The 18,720-nt window shown below is 39.6% G+C and carries 26 protein-coding genes; all 26 read left to right on the forward strand.

Going from position 1 to position 18,720, the window contains the following annotated elements; genetic code table 11:
- Nucleotides 1-2: 2 nt before the first annotated feature.
- The 26 genes from H8S88_RS05420 to H8S88_RS05545 all read left to right on the forward strand — a co-directional run bounded on the left by H8S88_RS05420 (nt 3) and on the right by H8S88_RS05545 (nt 18,693).
- Complete coding sequence (locus H8S88_RS05420; RefSeq protein ID WP_061563883.1) at nt 3-962, forward strand: CPBP family intramembrane glutamic endopeptidase; 960 nt, start codon at nt 3-5, stop codon at nt 960-962.
- A gap of 198 nt (nt 963-1,160) precedes the next feature.
- Nucleotides 1,161-1,547, forward strand: coding sequence for an immunity 22 family protein (locus H8S88_RS05425; protein ID WP_236128094.1), 387 nt, complete (start codon nt 1,161-1,163; stop codon nt 1,545-1,547).
- Between the two features lie 83 nt (nt 1,548-1,630).
- Nucleotides 1,631-2,089 carry an Imm6 family immunity protein gene (locus tag H8S88_RS05430; RefSeq protein WP_268927077.1) on the forward strand — a complete coding sequence of 153 codons (459 nt, stop codon included), beginning with the start codon at nt 1,631-1,633 and terminating at the stop codon, nt 2,087-2,089.
- A gap of 73 nt (nt 2,090-2,162) precedes the next feature.
- Nucleotides 2,163-2,639, forward strand: coding sequence for an Imm6 family immunity protein (locus tag H8S88_RS05435; protein WP_236128096.1), 477 nt, complete (start codon nt 2,163-2,165; stop codon nt 2,637-2,639).
- Nucleotides 2,636-2,887, forward strand: coding sequence for a hypothetical protein (locus H8S88_RS05440; RefSeq protein ID WP_236128097.1), 252 nt, complete (start codon nt 2,636-2,638; stop codon nt 2,885-2,887). Before H8S88_RS05435 ends, H8S88_RS05440 begins: the two co-directional genes overlap by 4 nt.
- 193 nt (nt 2,888-3,080) lie before the next feature.
- Nucleotides 3,081-3,539 (forward strand): hypothetical protein, encoded by a 459-nt coding sequence (locus tag H8S88_RS05445; RefSeq protein ID WP_236128098.1) that lies wholly within the window; start codon nt 3,081-3,083, stop codon nt 3,537-3,539.
- Entirely contained in the window at nt 3,529-3,915 is a 387-nt protein-coding gene (locus tag H8S88_RS05450; RefSeq protein ID WP_236128099.1) for a hypothetical protein, read from the forward strand. The genes H8S88_RS05445 and H8S88_RS05450 overlap by 11 nt, the downstream gene beginning before the upstream one ends.
- A gap of 60 nt (nt 3,916-3,975) precedes the next feature.
- A complete protein-coding gene (locus H8S88_RS05455; protein ID WP_268927078.1) occupies nt 3,976-4,416 on the forward strand; it encodes a hypothetical protein in 441 nt (146 codons plus the stop codon).
- 11 nt (nt 4,417-4,427) lie between these two features.
- Complete coding sequence (locus tag H8S88_RS05460) at nt 4,428-4,898, forward strand: SMI1/KNR4 family protein (protein ID WP_236128100.1); 471 nt, start codon at nt 4,428-4,430, stop codon at nt 4,896-4,898.
- A gap of 46 nt (nt 4,899-4,944) precedes the next feature.
- Nucleotides 4,945-5,430, forward strand: coding sequence for an immunity protein YezG family protein (locus H8S88_RS05465; protein WP_236128101.1), 486 nt, complete (start codon nt 4,945-4,947; stop codon nt 5,428-5,430).
- A 163-nt stretch (nt 5,431-5,593) separates the two neighbouring features.
- Nucleotides 5,594-6,025 carry an SMI1/KNR4 family protein gene (locus H8S88_RS05470; protein ID WP_236128102.1) on the forward strand — a complete coding sequence of 144 codons (432 nt, stop codon included), beginning with the start codon at nt 5,594-5,596 and terminating at the stop codon, nt 6,023-6,025.
- A 60-nt stretch (nt 6,026-6,085) separates the two neighbouring features.
- Nucleotides 6,086-6,496, forward strand: a complete 411-nt coding sequence (locus tag H8S88_RS05475) for an SMI1/KNR4 family protein (RefSeq protein WP_236128103.1) — start codon at nt 6,086-6,088, stop codon at nt 6,494-6,496.
- 275 nt (nt 6,497-6,771) lie between these two features.
- A complete protein-coding gene (locus tag H8S88_RS05480; protein WP_236128104.1) occupies nt 6,772-7,431 on the forward strand; it encodes a PoNe immunity protein domain-containing protein in 660 nt (219 codons plus the stop codon).
- A 90-nt stretch (nt 7,432-7,521) separates the two neighbouring features.
- Nucleotides 7,522-8,025, forward strand: coding sequence for an SMI1/KNR4 family protein (locus tag H8S88_RS05485; RefSeq protein ID WP_236128105.1), 504 nt, complete (start codon nt 7,522-7,524; stop codon nt 8,023-8,025).
- A gap of 27 nt (nt 8,026-8,052) precedes the next feature.
- Nucleotides 8,053-8,532, forward strand: coding sequence for an Imm6 family immunity protein (locus H8S88_RS05490; RefSeq protein ID WP_236128106.1), 480 nt, complete (start codon nt 8,053-8,055; stop codon nt 8,530-8,532).
- A gap of 77 nt (nt 8,533-8,609) precedes the next feature.
- Nucleotides 8,610-9,230, forward strand: a complete 621-nt coding sequence (locus H8S88_RS05495) for a PoNe immunity protein domain-containing protein (protein WP_236128107.1) — start codon at nt 8,610-8,612, stop codon at nt 9,228-9,230.
- A gap of 40 nt (nt 9,231-9,270) precedes the next feature.
- Entirely contained in the window at nt 9,271-9,741 is a 471-nt protein-coding gene (locus H8S88_RS05500) for a hypothetical protein (RefSeq protein ID WP_236128108.1), read from the forward strand.
- A 134-nt stretch (nt 9,742-9,875) separates the two neighbouring features.
- Nucleotides 9,876-11,708, forward strand: a complete 1,833-nt coding sequence (uvrC, locus tag H8S88_RS05505; protein ID WP_236128109.1) for an excinuclease ABC subunit UvrC — start codon at nt 9,876-9,878, stop codon at nt 11,706-11,708.
- 27 nt (nt 11,709-11,735) lie between these two features.
- On the forward strand, nt 11,736-12,338 hold the full coding sequence (locus H8S88_RS05510; RefSeq protein ID WP_236128110.1) for an immunity protein Imm33 domain-containing protein: 603 nt from the start codon (nt 11,736-11,738) through the stop codon (nt 12,336-12,338).
- 116 nt (nt 12,339-12,454) lie between these two features.
- A complete protein-coding gene (locus H8S88_RS05515) occupies nt 12,455-13,303 on the forward strand; it encodes a metallophosphoesterase family protein (protein WP_236128111.1) in 849 nt (282 codons plus the stop codon).
- Nucleotides 13,304-13,851: 548 nt separating this feature from the next.
- Nucleotides 13,852-14,946, forward strand: a complete 1,095-nt coding sequence (locus tag H8S88_RS05520; RefSeq protein WP_236128112.1) for a hypothetical protein — start codon at nt 13,852-13,854, stop codon at nt 14,944-14,946.
- A 125-nt stretch (nt 14,947-15,071) separates the two neighbouring features.
- On the forward strand, nt 15,072-15,677 hold the full coding sequence (locus tag H8S88_RS05525) for a nitroreductase family protein (protein ID WP_048788949.1): 606 nt from the start codon (nt 15,072-15,074) through the stop codon (nt 15,675-15,677).
- 136 nt (nt 15,678-15,813) lie between these two features.
- Nucleotides 15,814-17,220, forward strand: coding sequence for a dipeptidase PepV (gene pepV, locus H8S88_RS05530; protein ID WP_236128113.1), 1,407 nt, complete (start codon nt 15,814-15,816; stop codon nt 17,218-17,220).
- 52 nt (nt 17,221-17,272) lie between these two features.
- The gene (locus H8S88_RS05535; protein WP_048689061.1) at nt 17,273-17,875 is read left to right on the forward strand and encodes a uracil-DNA glycosylase family protein; all 603 of its coding nucleotides are present in this window, start codon (nt 17,273-17,275) and stop codon (nt 17,873-17,875) included.
- A 23-nt stretch (nt 17,876-17,898) separates the two neighbouring features.
- Nucleotides 17,899-18,390: a prolyl-tRNA synthetase associated domain-containing protein gene (locus H8S88_RS05540; RefSeq protein WP_048689058.1), complete on the forward strand. Its 492-nt coding sequence runs from the start codon at nt 17,899-17,901 to the stop codon at nt 18,388-18,390.
- A gap of 21 nt (nt 18,391-18,411) precedes the next feature.
- Complete coding sequence (locus tag H8S88_RS05545; RefSeq protein WP_048689056.1) at nt 18,412-18,693, forward strand: rhodanese-like domain-containing protein; 282 nt, start codon at nt 18,412-18,414, stop codon at nt 18,691-18,693.
- Nucleotides 18,694-18,720 lie beyond the last annotated feature (27 nt).

Raw genomic sequence — 18,720 nt, forward strand, 5'->3', positions numbered from 1 at the left:
GGATGAAACAGTTCAATCGATTTATAGATCCCAAAAAGGATTTGGGAAGCTTTTCAGGTATGGTTTGCCTCTATCTCTTGGTCATGGTCTTTGTCAGCATCATTTCGACCTTTGCCGTTACCCTCTTTATGTTTGGACGGTATGGATTGGAGATGGCAGAGAAGCAGGAGTATGTAGAAAAAATCATCAATGGAAATGGGATTAGCTATTTGATATCTGTCAGTATAGGTGTCCTCCTATTTGCCCTTTATCGGCAAGGATCCCTCTTCAAAGGAGATGTGAGACAAAAGGGACGCAAGATGACCTGGCAGACTTTCTTAGTGTTCATTGCCTTCTTGGGGTTTGCCCAATTGGCTTCTAGTGCCTTATCTCAGCTATTGGACCACATGATGGAAACCTTGGGCTTTTTCAAGCCTCAAGAGGACATGTCTGAGCAACTCAGCCAATCTTGGAGCCTCTTGCTCTATGCGACCCTAATAGGTCCTATCACAGAGGAATTGGTATTCCGGGCCGCTGGACTGAGAGCCTTAGAAAAGTATGGAAAAGTCTTTGCGATCGTCATGACAGCCTTGGCTTTTGGAATGTTCCATGCCAATTTTGATCAGTTGTTCTTTGCGACAATTATCGGCTTTGGCTTTGGCTACTTGACTTTCGAGTATTCGATCTGGTGGGCTATTTTCTACCATATCTTTAACAACCTGGTCCTCTCTCAAGGGCTTCATTACCTCGGCACGCATGTCAATATGAATGTGGCCGAGTGGGTTCAAATTCTAGTCTTTTTAGGTGGAACCATCGCCTTTACCATCGTCTTGATTTTAAAAAGAAAAGCTATTTTTCACTACATACAAGAAAACCGACCAGCACCAGGCGTCTTCCAAAGAAGCATGTATTCCTTCTGGTTCTGGGTATTGGTCCTTGGGACAACTCTTATGTCCTTACTTCCTTACCTAAGAGGCTATTAATATCAAGAGGGATCGTTTAGGTCCCTCTTTTTTGCTATAATAGAGAGAATAGAATACAAGGAGAGAAACTGTTTGATAGCCGACGGGGCGTAAAATGCTCTTCGCCGATTTGGGACATGTAAGAGACTAGTTAAAACCTTAGAGTAGTGGAAAAAATATAAATCTGAAAGATATGTTTTTTGATAGAAAAGGAAATGTATGGAAACGGAAAATACAGTGTCCATTTGGATTGGAAATTTTGCTGATCAATCTCAATTAGACCATTATTTGCAGATACGCTATGATGAGGATGGAGAGGCAGTTCCGTCTCAATTCTTAATAGAGAATGGCATTGATTTGGATGATATTGATGACGATTGGCTAGAAGCTCAGGTTGATGATAGGAATCACTCAAACCTCGAACAGATGTTGAAAGGTGTATCCTATGAACAGACTATTCTTCGAAATTTAAAAGAGGAAGGAATCAAAACGATTCTTCCTCCAAGCAACACCATCATTTTGCTTTACAATTATGATTCTAGTGGCAATAAAATAGTAACAGAAAATACAAGATTTATCGGAACTGTAAGCTATAAAGAGGCCTAGTTTTTTTATTGCAAGGTAGTAATATAAAAGGAAAAACAAATGAAATGTAATGTAATGATAGTTTATTATACTTCCTTCAAGAATTGACTTTTAATCTAGTCGATTTAATCAATCATAAAGAATACAAGGACTTTGTTATGGATTCCTTGAAGCTTGCTAATCAATCGCTTGACCAGGACAATAAGATTTGTCCAGATCTTTTATACAGTCGTTTGGAGAATGTGGACGAAAAGGATATCTTGACATTTATGGAGCTGGATAAGGAGACCAATCCTCTTGTATGGAGCTGTATTGCCAATTATTTTGTCTTGGTTTGCTATCATTCGTATCAGCATTCTGGAGAAAAGTACCTACCCCAAACAATTGAAAGTGTGGATGTGGAAACGATAGAAGCTTATGTTTCGTGTTACCGACAACTGCTAGCTGAAAACAATCAATTAGTGCAGCAACTATCCGCATTAGACCTTGAACAGGTGTTGAAAGATCCCCTGATTGACAATTACTTTGGTGATTTGCTTCAAGAATTCAAGTTAAAACAATGATTCAGTAGTCTTAAATTGACGATAGGACGTTCTAAAATTAACTCGTCCAGATAGTACTAGACAAGGAGAGAATATGTTTGATAGCTATTTGATGCTTACTTTTTCTGAAGCTATTGCTCATCAGTTGAGCTCGCCCTATAAGTCTCATATTCGGACAGCCCTGGATGCGTGTTGGAGTTTTTTGGAGAAGAGAGATAAAAGTGGAGATGAGCTCTATGCTCTATTAGATGATGGTTCGGAATTTGGTGGACTTTTTATCTATATGCAATTAGATGACAATGAGGCGCATGTAGCATCCTGGGATAATATGACTTATGCACTAGCTACCACTGCAAAAGCAGCTTATTCATATGATAATAAGAAAGAGCTACCGTCTCTTTTGGAAAATATCAACGATTCTTTGATAGAGATTTTTATTGAGAATTTAAAAGAAATCAATAGTAATTTTTATGAGCACGTACAGGATGTCAAAGACTTCCTTGCGCGTGGTCAATTGCCCTCGAAGGAAGAGGCCTTAAAAGAAATAGAGAGAATAGGATTGTTGCTATGAAAAACTTTGAAGATAAATTATCAGAAATTCAAACAGATATGATTAGTTTAGCTCTTGAACTAGCAGAAGATAAAATTGATACTGCCTATATTTACGGTTCTTACGAGAATAATTCCTTATCTTTTAACAGCTTTTTTGCTAAGGATAGGAAGGTATATACGATCAATAAGCTAGATGAGCTGGGTATAGAGGATTTAACGACTGATAGAATGTTTCAATATTTAGACATTGGAATAACGGATTTTTAACGATTGATAACATTATTCCAAGAGGATAAAAAACAAGCCCCAACTCAACTGAAATTAGTCTATGATAATGTGAATAAAAAAGCTGAGGCTCAGTATTCCTATGATTTATTTCATTCAAACTCAGACACATTAACAGATTACGATATTTTTATGGAATGGTACAACGAAGTGAAGAAAGAGATTGAGGGAAATCATGACATTTGAAGATGAATTCTCAGCCAAACAAACAGATATGATTCAGTTGGCATTAGAATATGTGGAAGGAGTTGGGCAAAAGGTCGATACTGTTTACATTTATGGTTCTAATGAGAATAATTCATACAGTTTTAACATATTTTATATTTCTGAGAATAAAATTTTTACTATGCGTTCATTGCCAGGGAATAACTTTGATGAGTTAAATAATCTAATTTTCCATGTCTTAAAAATAGGAACCGACGACGTTAAAGAGTTAAAGAAAATTTGTGAGAAGTATAACCAGCCAATGCCTACACAGATAAAATTGATTTATGATCATAAACAGAATAAAGTAAAGGGAAAGTATTCCTATGATTTATTCTATTCTAATTCAGATACGCTAACCTCGGGCAATATTTTTGAACAATGGTACAACGAAGTGAAGAGAGAGCTTGAGGGGAATAATGAGTTTTGAAGATAAAATAGCAAAGCTACAAGAAGATATGATATCTATCGCATTAGAATACTCTGATTATAAAGCTGATAAAGTGTATATACTTGCTTCATGTGAAATTAATAGTTTTTACTTTAATGTTTTTTTCAAAATCGGTGAATTATACTATAAAAAACATCAATTGAAAGCATTTCAAGTAGACACTTCTATTAATAGACAATCTCAATTAGTGGATATTGCCTTAAATGATTATATAAAACTTTGTGAAGCTTTCTCTGATAACAATAGAGAGGTACCAACTCAATTGAAAATTATATATGACCATAAACATCAAAAAGCTTCAGGGAAATTTTCATATCATCTTCATTTCTCCAATTCTCCAATTCCGATGTTTTAACAGCAGATGATATTTTTGAACAATGGTACAATGAAGTGAAAGAAGAGATTGAGGAGAATCATGACATTTGAAGATAAATTTATGGAAGTTCAGGCTAGCATGATTTCGTTAGCGCTGGAATATGTCCAAAACCAAGCAGAAAAAGTATATATCTATGCGATAGCGGACAGTTTGTATAGTTTTAATCTCTTTTATGAGATTAAGGGAAATATTGTACACAAACACTTAGTAAATGATTTTTTACCTACAAAATCACACATTGATACCAGTTTACAATCTCTCTTGTTGAAAGAAGGTGTCAAGGATGTAAAATCAATGCTTGATGTTTGCCAAGAATATAATCGCGAGCATCCAACTGAAATGTGGTTGATTTATGATGCTCAGAAAAACAGCCTTGATAGTCGCTATAGCTATGAAGGGCGTTATGACAAGGATGAAGAGTTGCTTCCAAGTCTAGAGTTTGAAAAATGGTTTGAGGAAGTAAAAGGCAAGCAACTGTAGGAGAAAACGATATGGCTCAACAAGATCAATCAATTATCTACCCCCTGCCCACTGATGCGCTATTACAGGAAAGAGAAGTTGCGTGGAAAGTTCGACTGCCTGATGATTATAAGGAATTTATAAAGAATGAGAATGGATTGATTCCGTCAAAACGGTATTTTCATTTTGGGAATAATGAGAAAGTAATCGATCGATTTTTAGCTATACTAGCTATTTCAGGTGAGAAGGCAGAAGAGGCTTATGATATCGGAGTTGTAAGTACACAATTGGAAGGTCGCATTGTCTTTGATGAAGATTATGTCGGAATGCAACTAATCCCCATAGCAGCATTGTTCGGTGGTGATTTTGTTTGTCTAAATTATACAGAGGATCCCGAAAATCCAAGCATGTGTATCTGGTACCACGAGGAATCCTACGAGCTGGAACCAGCTATAGAGTTTGTAGCTAATAACTTTACAGAATTTTTAGCGATGCTATATTGATAGAAAGAAAAAGAGCGTTATCCGCCCATAGAAAAGGAGTTATTACATGTTTGAAAATCAATTAAATCAACTGTTTAATGATATAGTAAATCATGTAAATCGTATTATTCCAGTAACTTGGAATGATCTATACTTTAATGTTGAGTTAAAGGAAGGGGACGGAGAAGTTTTATTTTATTTTAATACGAAAGAAAATCCTGAAAATTATATTTTCTCACATGATATACCAGCAATTTATAACATTCCATTTGCTGAATATATGGACACCTTTAATCAATTAATGAGTATTTCTAGAAATATTTTAAAGGTTTTAGAAGATAATAATCAACCTAAATGGTATGCAATGGTTTTAATGGTAATATCTCGGAAACAATTAAAGGTTGGATTTGATTATACTGATTGGTTTGCTAGTCCCTTTACCTCGAATCAAAGGTTGTCTTTTTTTAAGTATAAATATTTAGGAGAAGAGCCTGAAAATAATGATTTACTCCAACTTTTTAAAAAAATGGAAGAATATCAAAACCAAAGTTAAACATGTAGGAAAAACGCTTGAAGGGGTTGGAAAACTTCCCGTATGACCTTCTAGTCCAAGAAAATTAAGAGGATTGGGGCTCTTACCCAGTTTTAATCGAAAAAGGGGATATCCTTACCTATAGTGACTTTAAGATCAACCATACCATAGGAGGATTCAATAGATGTTTGACAATATAAAATCAAATCCATCTCATCAGTTCTATCCACTCTCTAAAGATCAAATCAAAAACAGTGAATCAAAGTTAGGAATTATGTTTCCGCAATTTTTGAGAGACTTTTACTTAGAGATTGGCTATGGTTTTATTGGAAGTAAAGTGGAAAACATCAATCGCATCATGGATCCAGAGTCTGTATTAGACTTTAGATTTAAACAAAACGATTTTGAGTTTTATCCTGATATTGAAATATATGATGAATTTGCAGAAGATAAACTGGTCTTTTTTGAGGCCAATGAATCCACTCTACTCTCAATTGGTTTTAGTTCAGGGAACAGGGATAAAATCTATTATTATGATGTAGAAATTTCTAAGAATCTCGAAGAATTTTTAGAAAAATTGTCAGAGAATGATACTTTTTATTATAAATATTTCTAATTTCGAAGATTTTTCTGAATGAGTGGATTTGATATTTTCAAAAAGAAATGAAGTAAGCATATGAAGTGGTTGAATTATAAAGCAATTTCCATAGATACAATAGAACGTATGGAAGATAGATTACAGATTACTCTACCTGATGATTATAAGCAGTTTGTTTTAAAATATGATGGTGGTTATCCTCATCCTAATCATTTTAAGGTAGATGAAAAGGTGGAAATTTTCAACAATTTACTAAGCCTAGATGAAAATGAAACCGATAATATATATGAAGTTCTTGAAGATTTACAAAATCGAATAGGTGATCAACTGATTCCATTTGCTGAAGATGGTTTTGGCAACTTATTATGTTTTGATTATTCAGCTGATACAAACATCGTTTTTTGGGATCATGAGAAGAACTATGATGATTTTAAAGAATCAACCTTTGTTTGTTCTAGTTTTTCTAGTCTAATTGAGAATCTTTTTTAATCTGTATAGTGGTTAATGACCATTAATTAGAATCAAAGTAATGAAATTTTTGCTTCCATTTATGGGTGTAAGAGAAAAAACTACAAACTTGCATATTTGGAAGAGATCGATGCTGAACAAGAAGAATTCTTCAATGAGCAGTTGCGAACTATTATTGGAAATAAAATCCAATCTCTAAGTGGCTTAAAAAATTCCTTATCAGTTGATAAGGACAAAACAAAGAAAAGATATTAGAGAAACGATCAGAGATGTTAAGTAAAAAAAGGAGTTAATACATGTTAAGAGATAAAATTCAAACAGAGGAACATTTTCAAGAGTTATTTGAATGGTATTCTAAATGTCAACAGGAAGCTTTAGAGCGATTTGAAAAGGTTAAACCAGAGAATCTTTTGAACCATTTCCAATTTAGAGTCATTGATTCTGAAAATTTATTTAAGGTTGGCTACTCTCTTGGGAAGGATGTTCAGGAGCTTTTTCCTTATTATCAAGAGATTCTCTCCAACTTAAAAGAAGTTGCTTCAGAGGGAGTTCCCTTTTATCGTGCAGTTGATGTATTTGCTTTGGGAGTCCTCTATAGTGACCGTAAGGAAGAGTTTCTAGATGATTTAAAGGCTATCTATGTGCAGATGGATCATACAGATGGCTTGATTGAGTACTACATGACCTATCTATTCCATGATATGGTCGTTCCTTTCCATTCCATACTAGAGTATCAAAATATGATAGAAGATACTTATGAGAGTGTCGCCAAGGCCCAAGGTTTCTGGTATTATAGCCATTCTGATGCCCCATGGTATAACAATCATACCAAAGATACCTATAAAGGTTACTGGAGTTTCGACACCGCTGCGACTTGTAAAATCAAAGGAATCTATGATGAACGCTTGAAGGAGTTGGAGTACTTCCCTTATGACCTTCTAGTCCAAGACAAATAGGAAAGCTAGTTTTTCTCCTAGTTTTTATCGAATATGTCCTCTCTTTTTTCTTTACGTTAACAAGGTCATTCTTAGCACGGACATCTAAACATGGCTGAGAACCTCAAGCAAGGAGGGATTATATCGGAGGTTGATGAAATGGTATTAACTATAGACCCATTTGGGCATGCGGAAGATGAAGATATCAAACTTTTAGAAAAACGATTTGCTATCCAACTTCCAGTTGACTATAAAGAATTTTTAGCTACACAAAACGGCGGAAGGAATTTATCCTATAAATTTGAAAATTCGATTAAGATTAATCAAATAGGTGAAGCTATAAATATTGATACTATGTTTGGAATAAATACAGGAATTAAAAATGCTGATATAGAGCAGTGGACAGAAGAATATCGTAACGATATTTTTGACCATTCCATTATTATTGGTGATACTATTCAGCATGGATTTCTACTATTTTGGCAAAGTGGTGATGATAATGAAGGTTTATATTATTACGACGATACGTATCAATTAGAAGCCTCGAGCGATGAGAATAACGCTTATTTTTTAGCAAAAACATTTTCGGAATTCATTGATTTGATAGAGAACTAAGAGCAAGGTTGAAAGAAATTCGTACTTATGGATAAATATAATAAAGCATTATTTAAGTTAGGAATAGCTACATGGTTATCCAAATCAATGCAGGAAAGTCAGTTTTATAACAAGATTGAAGAGCTTCTCGAAGTATGCTGGAAATGGGCAGAGAATCATGAATTGTCTGCAGATTACATCTACTCCCTTCTTGATGATGGAACTGAATTTGGAGGGGCTTTTGTTTATATGCAAGAAGATGATCCAAAATTTGAAGCAAGGTGGAACTGTATTTTTGAAGCAGGTGCTTTCATAGCCTCGTTAGCTTATGAGTGTGAGGGGAAAGACTATAAACCTGCCTTATTGGAAGAGATCGATGCTGAACAAGAAGAATTTTTCAGTGAACAATTGCAAACTATTATTGGCAATAAAATCCAGTCCTTAGATAACTTTAAAAACTACTTATCAGTTGATAAGGAAAAGAATAGAGAAAAGATACTAGAGAAACTATCAGAGATGTTAGATTAGCAGTGATGTTGAGTAAAGTCAGGAGTTACCGCATGTAAAGAGATAAACACAAAGATCAGGCGTATTTTGAAGGACGATTGAATCGTGTACAAAAACGTTTAAGAGAAGATATAGAGATGACGGATGAAATTGCGGGGAAGTATTTGTTGCTCCTTTACCAAGATTTGGTTTTGGATCATGAAGAACTGGTGAAGCTTTCCTATTCTATAGGATCTTCGAAAGAGGAGATTTTTCCTTATTATCAAGGGATTCTTTCTAATTTGAAGCTCATTGCTTCAGAAGGAGTTCCCTTTTATCGTGCGGTTGATGTTTTTGCCTTAGGAGTCCTTTATAGCGAGCGCAAGGAAGAGTTTTTGGAAGATTTGAAAGATATCTATGCGCAGATGGACCATACAGATGGCTTGATTGAGTATTATATGACTTATTTATTCCATGATATAGTCGTTCCTTTTCACTCGAGTTTAGAGTATCAAAATATGATTGAAGATACTTATGAGAGTGTCGCCAAGGCCCAAGTTTTCTGGTACTATAGCCATTCAGATGCCCCTTGGTATGAAAAACATAAGTATGATAATAGAGGTTGTGATGGCTACTGGAGTTTCGACACTGCAGCAACCTGTAAGATCAAAGGAATCTATGATGAACGCTTGAAGGAGTTGGAGTACTTTCCGTATGACCTTCTAGTACAAGAAAAATAATCCTAAATTTGAAAGATAAGTTGATCGAAGGGGGATAAAAATGAAGATCCATGCCGATGTGATAAATGCATTAAAAAATCTAGACTTTTTGAAAGAGGAAAGAGCAACAAATCTACCAATCATTCAGTTAAAAACTGTAAAAGATGCTGAAAAGAGTATAAATAGTTTGAAGTGGGAGAATTATTGTTTAGATAAGCGAGGAGATTTCACTTCATATTTATTTAAATTTGAAGATGAAATTTATTCGCATTGGAATCAATTAATTGACTCTGCTGATGAACTTGTAATACCTGCTATTAAAAAGAAGTTGAATCATTTAGTTTCTTCAGGGAAACTGGCTGAATCTATGTTAACAACAATAGAATTTGATATTTTAGGTTTAGCAGTATACCTTACGATAAAAGTAGAGTGTCCGACTGTTGATTCTGCCTACTACAATGATATGTATGAACTTTATCAAGCAGGCTACATCCCTTGCGGTTATTCCAAAGGGTGCTATAAGGTTTTATAAGAAGAATGAAGAATACAAGTTCAATTTGGATCGGTCATTTTTCAGATCTTATTTCGTTAAAAATCAATTAATTTAGTAGATTCTAGAGAGGTTGGCTAAGTGCTAGACCTCCCTTTTTTGCTATAATAGAGAGTATGAATAACTTGATTAAATCCAAGCTCGAGCTCTTGCCGACGAGTCCGGGCTGTTACATTCACAAAGACAAGAACGGTACCATCATTTATGTGGGGAAGGCCAAGAATCTTCGCAATCGGGTGCGGTCCTATTTTAGAGGGAGCCACGATACCAAGACGGAAGCCCTGGTATCTGAGATTGTGGATTTTGAGTTTATCGTTACCGAGTCCAATATTGAGGCCTTGCTTCTTGAGATTAACCTCATCAAGGAGAACAAGCCCAAGTACAATATCATGCTCAAGGATGACAAGTCCTATCCCTTCATCAAGATTACCAATGAGCGCTATCCGCGTCTTATCATCACTCGCCAGGTCAAAAAGGATGGCGGTCTCTATTTTGGTCCCTATCCAGATGTGGGAGCGGCCAATGAGATCAAGCGACTTTTGGATCGGATTTTCCCATTCCGCAAGTGTACCAATCCGCCTTCCAAGGTCTGCTTTTACTACCATTTAGGGCAATGTATGGCCCACACAGTCTGCCACAAGGACGAGGCCTATTTCAAGGGCATGGCTCAGGAAGTCTCTGATTTCCTCAAGGGGCAGGATGACAAGATTATCGATGAGCTCAAGCTCAAGATGACTACCGCTGCGCAAAACATGGAATTCGAGCGGGCAGCCGAGTATCGCGATCTGATCCAAGCCATTGGGACACTACGGACCAAACAGCGAGTCATGGCTAAGGATTTGCAGAATCGGGATGTATTTGGCTACTACGTGGACAAGGGCTGGATGTGTGTGCAGGTCTTCTTTGTCCGTCAGGGTAAGCTGATCGAGCGCGACGTCAACCTTTTCCCTTACTACAATGATCCAGACGAGGATTTCTTGACCTATGTGGGGCAGTTTTACCAGGAGAAATCTCACCTGATCCCCAATGAAATCCTGATCCCTCAAGACATCGATGAGGAAGCGGTCAAGGCCCTTGTGGATACCAAGGTCCTCAAGCCCCAGCGTGGGGAGAAGAAGCAGTTGGTCAATCTGGCTATTAAGAATGCGCGGGTCAGCCTGGAGCAGAAGTTCAATCTCCTTGAAAAATCCATGGAAAAGACCCAAGGTGCTATTGAAAACCTTGGAAAACTCCTGCAAATTCCAACCCCTGTGCGCATCGAGTCTTTTGACAACTCTAACATCATGGGGACCAGTCCGGTCTCAGCCATGGTGGTCTTTATCAATGGGAAGCCAAGCAAAAAGGACTATCGTAAGTACAAGATTAAGACTGTCGTGGGTCCAGATGACTATGCCAGCATGCGGGAGGTCATTCGCAGACGCTATAGCCGGGTTATGCGGGATGGCCTGACGCCACCAGATCTGATCGTCATCGATGGGGGTCAGGGCCAGGTCAATATTGCTAAGCAAGTGATCCAAGACGAGTTAGGGCTGGATATTCCCATCGCAGGCCTGCAAAAGAATGACAAGCACCAGACCCATGAATTGCTCTTCGGCGATCCTCTCCAAGTCATCGAACTCTCTCGGACCTCGCAGGAATTTTTCCTCCTCCAACGGATCCAGGATGAAGTCCACCGTTTCGCCATCACCTTCCACCGCCAGCTCCGATCCAAGAATTCCTTCTCCTCCCAGCTGGACGGCATCGAAGGTTTGGGACCAAAACGCAAGCAGTTGCTGATGAAGCACTTCAAGTCACTGACCAAGATCAAAGAAGCTACTGTGGATGACATCGTCACGGTTGGTATCCCACGAGCAGTAGCGGAGGCGGTGCAAGCCAAGCTCCATCAAGGAAAGCAGGAAGAAGCAAGTTCCTTGATGGAAGTGGCGGAGCCGGTAAAAGATTTACAGTAAAGGGTTTTATTTTTAGGGGAAAAATAAATGGAACTTCTTGATACAAAAATTGAAAGTAACGGTTTTATTTTTTATGGGAAATTCTCTGAGGGTCTTTTCCAAGAGTGGTTAAAAATCACAACTATACTGGCATCTAAAAGTGACCTTAAAAATGAGCTTTTGTTTCAGGTTGGGTTTAGTATCTATAAGCTGATAGAAGTAGAAAAACAGCAGTTTAGACTTGTCTCCATTGATTATGAAGCCAATCCTTTTAAAGATTTTACAGAGGATTTAACGGTAGCACTTTGGATTCAGTCCGAACAGGCTAGTCTCACTAAAGAATTGCAGATAAATCCCTCAGAAATTCGATTTGACGATAAAATTCTAATTGCCAAAGGTGTCTTTGAGGATGAACATGCCTATCTGCAACGACAAAATACTCAAAGCCTGAAAGACTCAGGTTGGTTTATGGGCTATCAAAGGCAAGATAATGAAGACTTTGTTTGCATTCACGCTTTTGAACTATTGAAATGGAATCCAAAACTTATAAAAGTGTTGGTCTTACCGACTGATTACCTAGTTATTGTTAATGATGGAGAAATCCATTCAATTTTAAACGATTGCGATGAAGAAATTTTTCCGATTTCGTAAGTCTATTCATTAAACATAAGATGAACCATCCAATTCAAATGGATGGTTTTCACTTTTTGCACTCGTTTTTGTTATACTTAAGGCACACAAATTTTTCAATCCATAAAGGAGTAGTTATGAAACATCGAATCGCTATTTTATCTGATATTCACGGAGATACAACAGCCCTGGAGGCAGTGATTGCGGATGCGCGTGCTCTAGGCGCGACGGAATACTGGCTTTTAGGGGACATTTTGCTACCGGGACCTGGAAGAGATGACCTTTTTGACTTGCTGGATGCGATTCCGATTACAGCGGCTGTTCGTGGAAATTGGGACGATTGTATCCTAGAGGCTTTGGATGGCGAGTACGGACTTGAGGATCCGCAGGAGATTCAACTTCTTCGCCTCACTCAGTACCTCATGGAAGGACTAGATCCTAAGCGAATCGATTGGATTCGATCCCTTCCTTTGGTAGAGAAGAAGGAGGTCAATGGTATTCGCTTTTCACTAAGCCACAACTTGCCAGAAAAGAATTACGGTGGAGACTTGCGTCCAGCAAATGCGACGGAGAACTTTGACCAATTGCTGGATGATCAGACGGATATGGCGATCTACGGGCATGTCCACAAGCAGTTGCTTCGCTACGGCAGCCAGGGCCAACAGATCCTCAATCCGGGGACTATTGGCATGCCTTATTTCGACTGGGAACCAATTCAAAACCACAGAGCCCAGTATGCTCTGATCGATGTCGAAGAAGATGGGGTGACCAACCTGCACTTTCGGAAGGTGGCCTATGACTATGAAGCAGAGCTCCAAGATGCTAAGGACAATGGCCTTCCTTTTATTGAGATGTACGAAGAACTGAGACGCGAGGATAACTATCGGGGTCATAACATCGAGCTTCTAACTTCTTTGATTGAACAACACGACTATCTAAAGGAGGCTAATGCTTTCCTTGAGTCTATAAAAACGCATAAGGGGTAAGTAATAAAGAAATGGGATTAACTGTTGATCAGCATAGAGAGCTTGTGGTAAATGATATCCGACAAGTCCTTCAACATGTTTTTGGTGAGCATTTCGAAATTGTAGACATAGAAACGACAGCCCGGAGTGCTTATGGTCCGACTTTTATTCTTGAGATTCATCTTGAAGAATATAAGACAACAATAAATATGTTGGTTGAAGGTAACGATGTATCACTCCTTTGGGGGCCTGAAAGATTCGGAATGGAGTTTTTGTATGATCGAGATCGTTTTAGGGATAGCTTTGGAAAGATCAAAGCTTATCTGGATCAACCTGGCCTTATGTTTTCTGAAACACTGACTCCTGATAATCTCTTAAAAAAGCGTTTCCTCCTTAAAAGAATGATAGAATCTACCTTTGAGGGAATAGCAAAAATAGACTCCTGGAAAAGACCCTTCGAAAAGAATGAACCCTTTAGGGTTGTCTTTACTTGTTTGTTGCCTCATTATCCAGCTTTTTTTAGCTTTGAGATAGCGGGTCAGCAGTTTGTCCTTGAAGAGATAGACCCCATGCCTTCTAGTATAGAGGACCAAGCATTTCCGATCCATCAGTCTATTGATCTAACCGTATCCAATATGACTTCTTTCTTGGATTGGTTTAAAGATAGTCTAGAAGGGAATACTTCCACCGATACGTTTTCTGCTTTAACACTCCCCCTTGATTCTGCTACCGTTGAAGAAAAAGTTTCCCAAGCACAAGAGATAATCCGATCGACGTTTACAAAGGATATTTCTTTTATGGAAGCGAACAAACTGGTTAAGTCTAATTGTTTTTATGGCATTGATTTTTCAGTTCGATCTGAATATTATGATGCGATATTTTCAATTAGCTTGGTTGGACGACACTTTGCTCTTCGTGTTATGAAGCCAGATAAACCAGATAAGAAAGACAATTGGATGATCAATGGTTTTCCTTATCTGTTGGTGGAGGAAAACCTTAGCAAAGTCATCAGAGAAGCGGAGGCCTATTTTGCTAGACAGGTAGAACCAGTTGAAAAGAAAGTAGGGTCAACTGAAAGCAATAGTGAAGTAAAACCAAGCAGACAAGCTCCAGTAGAAGTAGACCAAGCCAAAAACAAAGAAGAATTGCTCAAAAAAGAGTATTTAGGGTTGAGAAAACTATGGAAAGTCCAATTCCTGATTTTCTGTCTTTTGATGATCGCCGTCTTCGCCCTAGAAGTGTATATGGGGGGAGCTGGCTATAATGCCTTTAAGATGAAAATTAAGTATAGTTGGATTTCTGTCCATAGTTTTTCATTTCTCTTTCTGACCTTGTATGCATTGTTGACCCTCTTTCCGACTCAAAAGAGAATCTATGAGCTCTTGCCTCAAAACCCTAGTTGGAAATCTCTTTCGACCAAGGGAGTTCGCCTACCTAAGAAGGAAACTGGGTGGACCTCTTTGGTGATTCTGATCTTGGTTCTTCTGGGGACTCTTGATTTCCTCAGTCGCAAGCCGGAACCAAAGGTTGAAAATTCGTTGAACTATCAAGAAATCAACAATCTCTATGAAGAAGAAAGAGATTCTCACTACGACGATATCATCAACAAAATCCAAGACTCTAGTGGCCAGTTCTTTGAAAAAGAAAGTCCTGCGTCGGAATAATCTGAGTCCATAGAAGGGCGAGTAGCCTAGTTGAAAAGGAAACAGGGTCCTCAATGAAAAAACTCTGCAAGCTCTTTCATTTTGTGTTAAAATAGAGGTAATAGAATTAGAAAAGGAAGTTGACTATGAAATTCCTAGAACTCAACAAAAAACGTCATGCGATCAAGCATTTCACAGACCAGCCGGTCGATCCAAAGGATGTGCGGACAGCTATTGAAATTGCGACCTTGGCACCAAGTGCGCACAATAGCCAACCATGGAAATTCGTGGTCGTTCGTCAGAAAAATGCGGAATTGGCTAAACTAGCCTATGGTGGGAACTATGACCAAGTCATGGAAGCACCTGTGACCATCGCTCTCTTTACGGATACCGATTTGCAACGTCGGGCTCGGAAGATTGCGCGTGTCGGTGGGGTCCAGAACTTCACAGAGGAGCAGTTGCAATACTTCATGCAAAACCTACCTGCAGAATATGCTCGCTACAATGAACAACAGATTAGCGATTACTTGGCATTGAATGCTGGATTGGTCGCAATGAACCTAGTATTGGCCTTGACGGACCAAGGGATTGGCTCAAACATCATCCTTGGCTTTGACAAATCAAAAGTCAACGAAGTCTTGGAAATCGAAGAGCGTTTCCGTCCAGAACTCTTGATCACGGTTGGTTACGCAGCGGAGAAGGTAGAACCTAGCTACCGCTTGCCAGTAGACGAAATCATCGAAAAACGCTAATTACAACAGAAAGAACCGGATGGTCCTCGTCTCGTACGATACAAGTCCGGTTTTCTAGAATCCTTTGGCAGGCTGATAGACAGTAGCTGAAGGGATTTTAGAGAATTCAATTTAAATCGAAATAACGGAGGAATGCATGACAACAATTGACTTTAAAGCAGAAGTAGAAAAACGTCGCGAAGAAATGATGGCTGACCTTTTCAGCCTCTTGGAAATCAACTCAGAACGAGATGACAGCCAGGCGGATGCGACTCACCCTTACGGACCTGGACCCGTCAAAGCCCTTGAGAAATTCTTGGAAATTGCTGAGCGTGATGGCTACGAAACAACCAATGTGGACAACTATGCTGGACACTTCACCTTTGGACAAGGGGAAGAAGAGCTCGGAATCTTTGCTCACATGGACGTGGTGCCTGCAGGTAGTGGCTGGAATACAGATCCTTACAAACCTGAGATTATCGATGGCAAACTCTATGCGCGTGGTTCATCAGATGACAAGGGGCCTACAGTAGCTTGTTACTACGGCTTGAAGATCATCAAGGATCTGGGATTACCAGTTTCTAAGCGCGTGCGCTTTGTGGTTGGTACAGATGAAGAGTCTGGTTGGGGCGATATGGACTACTATTTCAAACATGTCGGCCTTCCTGATCCAGACTTTGGCTTCTCACCAGATGCGGAGTTCCCCATCATCAACGGGGAAAAAGGAAACATTACTGAGTACCTTCACTTCGGTGGTCAAAACACAGGTCAAGCGCATCTTCATAGCTTCACCGGTGGCCTTCGTGAAAATATGGTACCAGAATCAGCGACAGCAGTCGTTTCTGGCCAATTACCAGATATAGCTGGTCTCTTGGAGGCCTTTGCCAATGAACACCAACTTCGTTATGAGGTGGCAACAGAGGAAGACGGTAAATTTAAAGTCACCATTATCGGGAAATCTGCCCACGGCTCTACTCCAGAAGCTGGAATCAATGGAGCAACTTACTTGGCTCTCTTCTTGAACCAATTTGACTTCGGTGGAGATGCCAAAGCTTACTTGCAGGTGTCAGCTTCTCTTCTTCATGAAGACTTTGCTGGTGAGAAACTTGGCATTGCCCATGTGGATGAAAAGATGGGGGCTCTCAGCATGAATGCGGGTGTCTTCAACTTCGACGAAAACAGCTCAGATAACACTATTGCCTTGAACATTCGTTACCCTAAAGGAACAGATCCAGAAACCATCAAAGCTGGACTTGAAAAAGTAGAAGGAGTGGCGTCCGTTAGTTTGTCTGCTCACGGCCACACCCCTCACTATGTTCCAATGGAAGATGAATTGGTCTCAACGCTTTTGCGTGTCTATGAAAAACAAACCGGACTGAAAGGTCATGAGCAAGTAATCGGTGGCGGAACCTTTGGTCGTCTATTGAAACGTGGGGTTGCTTTCGGTGCTATGTTCCCAGACTATGTGAACACCATGCACCAAGCCAATGAATTTGCGGATGTAGAAGATCTCTACCGTGCAGCTGCAATCTACGCAGAAGCCATCTACGAACTCATCAAATAAGACGCTACTCAGTCGGCACTTGCTGGCTGAGTTTTTGCTTAGAGGAGGAGAAATGGAGCAACTGGAGCGGATCAAAGAGGCCATCATGGCCGATCCACAAAACAAAGACTATACGGATAAAGGGATCGAGCCCCTATTTGCGGCGCCAAAGACTGCTCGGATCAATATTATTGGTCAGGCTCCTGGTCTCAAGACCCAAGAAGCAGGCCTCTATTGGAAGGACAAGAGTGGAGACCGTCTAAGGGAGTGGTTAGGAGTCGATGAAGAAACCTTCTATCATTCGGGTCTATTTGCGGTCATTCCCATGGACTTTTATTTTCCAGGGCATGGTAAGTCAGGGGACCTGCCACCTCGCAAGGGCTTTGCGGAAAAGTGGCACCCTCAACTCCTCAAGGAGTGTCCAGATATTGACTTGACTCTCTTGATCGGCCAGTACGCCCAAGCTTACTATCTCCATGAGAAGGTCAGTGGCAAGGTGACAGAGCGGGTGCGTCGGTACAAGGACTATCTGCCAGATTATTTCCCTCTGGTCCACCCTTCGCCCCGCAACCAGATCTGGATGGCCAAGAATCCCTGGTTTGAGGCAGAAGTGGTGCCAGCTCTCCAGGCTAGAGTCCAGCAGATTTTAAGAGAGTACAAAAAGAATAATGAGTGATAACCACAATAGGAGGTATTGCCATGAATGCATATCAAAAAGTCAAAGCCAAATTGGACGAACTCGGGATTGAATTTGATGTGGTGGAACACCCACCTGCCTTCACGACTGAGCAGGCCGATTCCTATATTGAAGGTCTAGAAGGGGTCCGGACCAAGTCCATGTTTTTGACCAACAAGAAGAAAACCCAGTACTATCTGCTCATCATGGATGACCAGAAACCCTTGGATATGGAGGATTTCAAAGAGCAAGTGGGAGCCAATCGGATCCGTATGGCTTCAGCTGAATCTCTGGCAGAAAAAATGCAGTTACCAGCTGGGACAGTATCTCCCTTTGGCTTGTTAAATAATGCAGAAAAAGATATTCTCGTCTATTTTGATCAGGCCATTGTGTCGGAGGAAATCATGACCTTCCATCCGAACACGAATGAAAAGACGGTTTTTATCAAAACCCAAGACCTGTTCCACTTTTTAGAATCCATTGACTTTAACTATGAAATACTAACCTTGCCATAGTGGCATCAAAAAGGAGAAATCATGAAAGAAATTCCATTTAATGACTTTGTAGCAAAGTACCAGGCAGGAGAAATCCAAGTCCTCGATGTCCGTGAGCAGGAGGAATATGATGCCCTCCATCTGGATGGAGTGACCTTACTTCCCTTATCAGTGTTGGCAGAACGCTATTCAGAGCTGAACAAAGACCAAGCCTATTATGTCATCTGCAAGTCTGGTCGACGCTCGGCCCGTGCCTGCCAATTTTTGGCAGAAGAGGGCTATGACGTGACCAACGTCCAAGGTGGCATGGATGCATTTGACTAGTTGGGAGATCGCAGCTTGTGGATTCCG

This window comes from Streptococcus sp. GS001 (assembly GCF_021595565.1).
Taxonomy (GTDB): domain Bacteria; phylum Bacillota; class Bacilli; order Lactobacillales; family Streptococcaceae; genus Streptococcus; species Streptococcus xiaochunlingii.